This window comes from Anaerocolumna sp. (assembly GCF_032079385.1).
Taxonomy (GTDB): Bacteria; Bacillota; Clostridia; order Lachnospirales; family Lachnospiraceae; genus Anaerocolumna.
Genome location: NZ_DAMAUC010000016.1, coordinates 14,101 through 21,245, shown reverse-complemented (window position 1 = coordinate 21,245; position 7,145 = coordinate 14,101). Strand labels below are relative to the sequence as shown.

Below are 7,145 nucleotides of genomic sequence, written 5' to 3'. Positions count from 1 at the left end.
CGGAAGATATCAAGTATTACCTAAACGGGTTCTTACTTAAATTTTTGAAGAAAGACCTATGTCTTTTGCGAGATGAAGAGATAAAGGACTTCTTGGCAGTTGCATTTGAAGAAATGTCAAAACAGTATGGAGATATTTTAACCTTCTTCTTAACATGGTTAAAAGAACATTACAAAACCAAATATATGCATGATTACTTCATGTCAAAGAGAAAAGATAATGCAGATTCGAATGAGGCATACGATACAGAGGAATATCTTGAATTGCTTTATTGTCTCTTTAATGAGGATTATATCATAGAAAATGACATGTATGCAAAAGCCGCACAATCTAAGAATCATGTAGATACATGGCTTTTTCTGGCCTTGCATTTTATCTGTGCTTTAAGAAATTCTGATATCGTGAGAATACATCATCCAAGATTAACAATGGACCCTGATGAAGTATTAAATCAGGTTCTGGATGGTACTTTTTCTGATGAAGACGCAAGACTTACTCTTTATTCAATAACATGGAGACTCACAGCCTTGCCTTTGAACCCGAATAAGACTAAAAAACATAGTGGAATATCATCAATTAAGCTTTGTGTCCCTGAAAGTGTAGAAATTCATATAGGTACACTTCTAGCAATAGCTGAAGCACATAGGCAAATTAGTAAAAGTCCAGATTCCGAACCATTAATCCGGATTATTACCGATTATGATAGAATAACACGATATATGGGTGACGAAATCGGAGCATTATTTCTGGAATCCAATTTCAGAACCCGAGCAGCAAATAAATCTTATTTACAGTCTGTATTTATGCTTACAGACGATATACTTGAAAATGATGATGAATTTAATATTAAGGGATATATCCTGGCCGCCCTTGCAAGGTCTCATAAAGGCTCATACGGCGAGTTTGCTACAACAACAGCCATTTATCTTAAAGATGCGAAGTTAAGCGGATTAACGCCTGAATTCGTCGCAAGGGAGTTGTTTGAACGCGGTGTTCTATCTTTTATTCCATCTATGCTGCTTAAGATGATAACAAATGGAGATTATAACCGGCTATCGGTTCAAAAACAGACAGAATTAATACAAAATTTAGCCTTATCTCCCGCTGAAATAGAAGATACTGTTGCATTTTCTAACAAATCCAGTAAACAATCTATGGCACTTGTAAAAGATATTTTATCAGATGAAGATGATAAGCGAAATAGTATTTTGCGTATATTACATCGTATTGGCAATGGTAACGCTGTATCTAAGCAGGACGAATGTCTGTGCCTTATATCTGCTATGAAAAAAATATGCCCGTATTCTGACAGAACGAGCTGTATTGGATGCGATTTTGAAATCAGTACTAAGTCAACCGTATTCCTCATGATTAGCGAATATAACAGGCTACTAACTTTATATCATAATGCCTCTGAAGAAAAGTTAAAAATGAAATATAGAACCTTGATAAAAGAAACCGTTCTGCCTGCAATTGATGAGTTATTACAGTGCATTAAGGAACAATATGGTGATGATGCATTACAATCACTTGAAAAGATAATAAAGGAGAACACGAATGGTTAATTCAGGTACAGCTCTTAAAATGTTTGATACTATACTTGCAATTCAGAATATGGATGAGGCATGCCTTAATAAAGCGCAAGATTTATTTAAAGAATACAAAAATAGAGGAATTATAAAAACAGGACATTTTAGCGATAAAAGATGGTACTTTACTGATGAATATTCAAATCTAAGTATTCATTTTAATGTTCCAGAATACGGATATAAAAAGAATTATGAGAAAATACTTGGACTATCTATTAATGAGTTTACAGATTACCTTAAAACATTTGTCATGTTCACGATGGGGGATATCGTACTGAACTCTATTAGAGATGTTATCTATGACATCAACAGGCTTATGGAGAATGAGCCAGAAGAACTGTATGTTCTTTCCGAAACATTCTTTATGCAGCATCCGAGCCGAGTAATTGATTTCTTTTCCATGCTTCCAGAAGCTGCTGATACTGAAAAAATGGAGCATCTCTTAAGTGTACTTGATAATATTGCTGATTGGCGATATTCCCTTAATGATACTGATAAAAGACGGCAGTTGGCTTCCTTTGATTCCTATTTCTTATTCCATGACATCATGAACGACTACTGGGCTTCTAATATACCCAAAGATGAAAGATTATTCTTTTATCCTTTATATCTATGGTGGCAGATTACCGGGGTTATTCCTTTACGACCAAGAGAATTTATATTGACTCCAAGAAAATGCCTTGAACAAAAAAGTGATGGCTGGTATCTTACACTTCGTAGGAACCGGATAAAAGGTTCTGAGAAAAAGATTGCTTACAAAATTGACGAAGATTATTACATTGTTCAGTACAAAATTCCGGACAGATTGGCAAGCGAAATTCAGCAATACATAGATTTTACAAAACGATATGAATCTACGGAACTTAATACATTATTTATTACGGATACTCATTACCATCAATGGAATCAGAAAAAGCATTCAAACAGCAGATATTTTACATACATCAATATGAGTTGTGTTATGCGATATTTCTACCATGATGTTATCGAAAGCAGATATGGCTTAAAAATTATTTATGACAGAGAAATAAAACATTTAGAAAAGGGATGTATCAACTATCTATATTTAGGTGATACGAGACATTTAGCCTTGATAAACATTATTGCTGAAGGAGGAACTCCGGTATTAGCTATGCTTCTTGCAGGTCATGAAGATATGGAAATGTCAGCACATTATTACAGCAATATTACATCTCTTATCGAATGCCGTACCTATAAACTATACCGTAAGGTTTTAAAGGGAAATGTAACTTATGAAATCAGTAAAAAGGGACCACTACCTCTTAACATAAAGAATTTTGATATGCTTGATGATGGTGGAAGATGCTATTCGCCGGCATTTATAAACAATGACTTCTCTGATTGTAAGAAAGTATCTGGTCCGGAAGGAGAGATTGGTTATTGCCCGCATTGTACCTTTTATCGCAAAGGCTCCATGAAAGATTTCTTTAAAGGTGATGACATTTACAAACGCAGGATTCAAGATGAATGTAAACACTTAGAACAGGTAGTCAAACAGGTTCGGCTTGAGAAAGGAAATCACGAAGACATCCTTCAGGCAATACTCCGACTTCAGAGTAGTTCTTTTACCTATCAGCAATATTATGAAGAGAAATTATTAACACAAAAGGAGAAATAAAAGATGCCACGGAAAGTTAAAGTTAGCTCTGATACTCTTATTGGTTTAATAGAGCAATTCTATGCTGAAAAATGTGATGGTGATGCCACACAGTTAAAAATACCTCAAATAGGGGAATATGTACGTTCTAAAGGGTATGATATTGCTGACTACCTAATCAGACGTAATGAAGATGCAAGAGCGCATATCCAGAAATTACAGGAAACCACAGAAGAAATCCATATTCATACGGTTGCTGTTTACAGAGATATAGACATGGATGAGTTCCTTGCCAAAAATAATACAAGAGAAAAATTAAAGAATGCCTTAAAAGAGCGTGAAAACTACTATAGAGAGATAACAAACTCCGCAGCCTATAGCTTCAAAGAAAACAAACGCCTTGAATTACAGGAAAAGAATCTTAAGAAACGAGTTGAAGAATTAGAAAAGGAACTTGAGGCAATTGAAAGCAAAAGTGCTAAATTAAGTTCTGATAGTAGAAATTATAAAGCAGAAAACCGTAAGCAGAGAGATATAATAGATACTTATATATATCCGGAAATAGCAAATGAACTATTGAAACAACAGGGGTTATTAAAGGATACGGCTGGAATTGTTAATCCTAAAGTAATTGAAAATGAAATAGTAACCGCTGATGCTGATGTAACGAAGATAAATAACAAAATTATCAAAGGACTCTTTGATACTATATAGGGGTAAAATGAAGAATATTACTACTACTTTAAGAGAATTGAATCCGGAAGCTGCACAGATGTGGTGTTATGAGTTAAATGGAGAGTTAACACCGGATACTGTTTCCGGGAAGTCGGATATAACAGCATATTTTAGATGTCTTAAAAATTCTGATCATCTATTTTCTAAAAGAATATCTAAAATGACAGCTGATGATGGTCATTCCTATGGGTGCATATATTGTGGAACAAATGCTAAGAAAGTTTTTCCAGGAGAAACAGATTTTTTTACTAAATGTCCTGAATCCAGAAGTATGTGGGATTACGAGTTAAATAAAGAAATAGAGCCAACCGAAACTTTTCCAAATTCAAATAAGTATGCTCATTTTAAATGTGATAAAGGACATAGTACATATAGAAAAATAATGGATTTTTTTCATTCACCCAAATGTAGTGAATGTGAGAAGAAAAAAACGAAGCTTATTTATAATACTCCTAATACAAGATTGTTTTGGAATACTAATAAAAATGCTGAAGTAAATCTTGAAGATATCGTCCAGTCATCAAGGTATAATGCAAGTTTTGGCTGTCCAAATTGTAAATATGAATGGACCTCCCAGGTTAGTCTATGGAACGAAAGAAGATATTGCCCTTGTTGTGGTTTTGATGGGACAGAAGGAAGTATTGAGAAAAATCATTCGATTATAACGCAAAATCCGGTTATTACATTTCGGATGGTAAATCCTGAAGATTCAGAAATGTGGCGCTATGATATGAACGGAGATATGACACCTGATAATACACTATTTGGGTCAAATAAGAAAGCTTATTTTCGATGTAAAAAAGGGCATGAATTTAGCAGTTATATTTATGATATGACAACTTGTGATAGAAAGCCGAAAGGATGTCCTCATTGCAATTCTAAGAAAAAAATAATATACCCTGGTAAAAATGATTTCTTTTCATCATGTCCAACAGGTAAAGAAATGTGGGATTATAATAAAAATTCTGATATCAACCCAGAAACGTTATCACCAAATTCAGGTGTAAAAGCAAATTTTAAATGTTCAGATGGACATGAATTCTCAAAAAGGATTCAACAATTCACTAGGAACCCTGTTTGCCAGGAATGTGAACTCACAAAAAAGAAAGGTAAAGTAGTTGCAAAACTTAAAATTGCAAAAACATTCAGAAGACTTAACCCAGAAGCTTCAAAAACGTGGGTAAATGAATTAAACAATGGATTAACGCCAGATAATGTTTCAGAAAAGTCAGGAAAAACGGTATATTTAAGGTGTGTAAATAATCCAGAACACGTTTATCCTAAAAAAATATGTAATATTCCTAAGAAGGAACCTTTTGGATGTCCATATTGTAAGGAAGAAGGAAAGTTGGCAATTTCTAGCGTTATAAAAGATGAAATTGCAGCATGTAGTGAAAATATGAAAACTAAACCAGTTATTGCTGATTTTCCTCATATGGTTAACCAATGGAATTATCCGAAAAATAAAGGTATCGACATTACTCTCACATCAGCTAATTCAAAGGATTCTGTATGGTGGAGATGTAAAAAGTGTAACCATGAATGGCAAGCAAAGATAGCAACAAGAAAAATGTCAAAAGGATTATGTCCATGTTGCGAAAATAGAACAGTTATAAAAAAGGGTATCACAGATTTATTTACAATGGTTCCAGATTTAGAAAAAGATTATGACTATCCTAAGAACATAGATATCAATGTGTATGGATTATCTGTATCAAATCAAATACCATTATGGTGGAAGTGCCATGAATGCGGCCACGAATGGCAGGTATCCCCAGCAAGTAGAATTCTTGTCGAAGGTGAGAATTATAAAATAAGAAATTGCCCCGCGTGTACTGGGGTAGTTCGTACGAAAACATATGCAGAAGAATATCCGGAATTAATTGATAGATTCCTAGAAGATAAGAACCGTTGTAAACTGGCTGATTTGAAAGGGAGTGACTTAAGTCACTATTTCTGGTGGCATTGTGATATTTGTGGAGAGAATTTTGAAGCTGTATTAGGTGCAATGATTCGTTCCAAGGACACACAGAGCAAAGGATGTTCTTATTGCGCAGGGAAGAAGGTTACACGTGAGAAAAGCTTTGCATATCTTCATCCTGAAGTAATGGATGAATACGCCCCAAGTAATACAATAGACCCGTATAATGTTACTGAATATAGCACGAAACAGGCTAATTGGGTGTGTCGTAATAATAACGAACATAAATGGGAAGCAACGTTTCAATCAAGGGCAAAAGGCGAAGGCGGTTGTAATATATGTTGTTCATGGAATTATAGTAAAATGCTTTTTGAAGAGCATCCTGAATTTGAGCAGTATTATGACATAGAAAAGAATAATCGACCTTTTAACAGCTATTCCAACATGTCTAATGAATATGTTTGGTGGAATTGTGAAAGTGGGCACTCCTTTCAGTGGAAAATTCTGAATTTCTCAAGACTAGGACGTTTCGAATGCCCGATTTGTGCCAATAAGATATTTGTTTCCGGTGAGAATGACCTTGAATCCCAATACCCAGACCTTGCTACAGAATTTGATGTAGAAAAGAATGGAATTGGACCAGATATGATAGCTTTTACAGATAGTAACGAAGACACCTGTTGGAAATGTGGTGAAGGACATGAATTTCAACGTTCTGTTTGGTATAGAGTAAATCGCGTAAGAGCATGTCCTATTTGTAACCGCACGATAGTAGTCAAAGGTATAAATGACTTCCAATCCGCTTATCCGGATGTAATTAAAATATGGGACTATGAAACAAATGAGAAAAAACCGGATGAGATTTCTGACAAGAATAATATGAAATTTGCATTCAAATGTGAGCATGGTCATCATTATGAAGTTCTATTAGGAACTGAGTTGGCTAATAACTTTGAGTGCATGGTATGTAGTGGAAAAATTGTTCAAGAAGGCGTAAATAGTTTAATTGATACTCATCCGGATTTGGTTAAGGAGTTTAGTCCAAATGAGGAGCGTAAGCCAAATGAGTTTACCAAAAGCTTCGCATATACCATTAAATGGAGATGTCCAACGTGTGGTGGCGAATATAACTATCCTATAAATGAACGTGAAATTGGAGACGAATCTTGTCCTTATTGTCACAAAGACAGAGTCTTTGCGGGGTTCAATTCTTTGATAGATACCCATTCGGATTTGGCTAAAGAGTTTAGTTCTACTAATGAGCGTGGTCCTGAAACGTATC

General features: G+C 34.8%; 4 protein-coding genes. All 4 read left to right on the top strand.

All coding sequences use genetic code 11. From position 1 onward, the window contains the following. Positions 1 to 1,565: hypothetical protein (locus RT261_RS13470; RefSeq protein ID WP_313133213.1), on the top strand; the 1,565-nt coding region annotated here is incomplete at its 5' end. Next, positions 1,558 to 3,228, top strand: a complete 1,671-nt coding sequence (locus tag RT261_RS13465; protein WP_313133210.1) for a hypothetical protein — start codon at positions 1,558 to 1,560, stop codon at positions 3,226 to 3,228. The genes RT261_RS13470 and RT261_RS13465, both read left to right, overlap by 8 nt. 3 nt (positions 3,229 to 3,231) lie before the next feature. Next, positions 3,232 to 3,921, top strand: coding sequence for a hypothetical protein (locus RT261_RS13460; protein WP_313133208.1), 690 nt, complete (start codon positions 3,232 to 3,234; stop codon positions 3,919 to 3,921). A 7-nt stretch (positions 3,922 to 3,928) separates the two neighbouring features. Continuing rightward, positions 3,929 to 7,145, top strand: a 3,217-nt coding sequence (locus RT261_RS13455) for a zinc-ribbon domain-containing protein (RefSeq protein WP_313133207.1), incomplete at its 3' end; no start/stop codon positions are given.

Bases quoted from the DNA above. Each gene is read 5' to 3' on its own strand.
- RT261_RS13465 (WP_313133210.1), top strand. From the start codon at position 1,558: ATGGTTAATTCAGGTACAGCTCTTAAAATGTTTGATACTATACTTGCA.
- RT261_RS13460 (WP_313133208.1), top strand. From the start codon at position 3,232: ATGCCACGGAAAGTTAAAGTTAGCTCTGATACTCTTATTGGTTTAATA.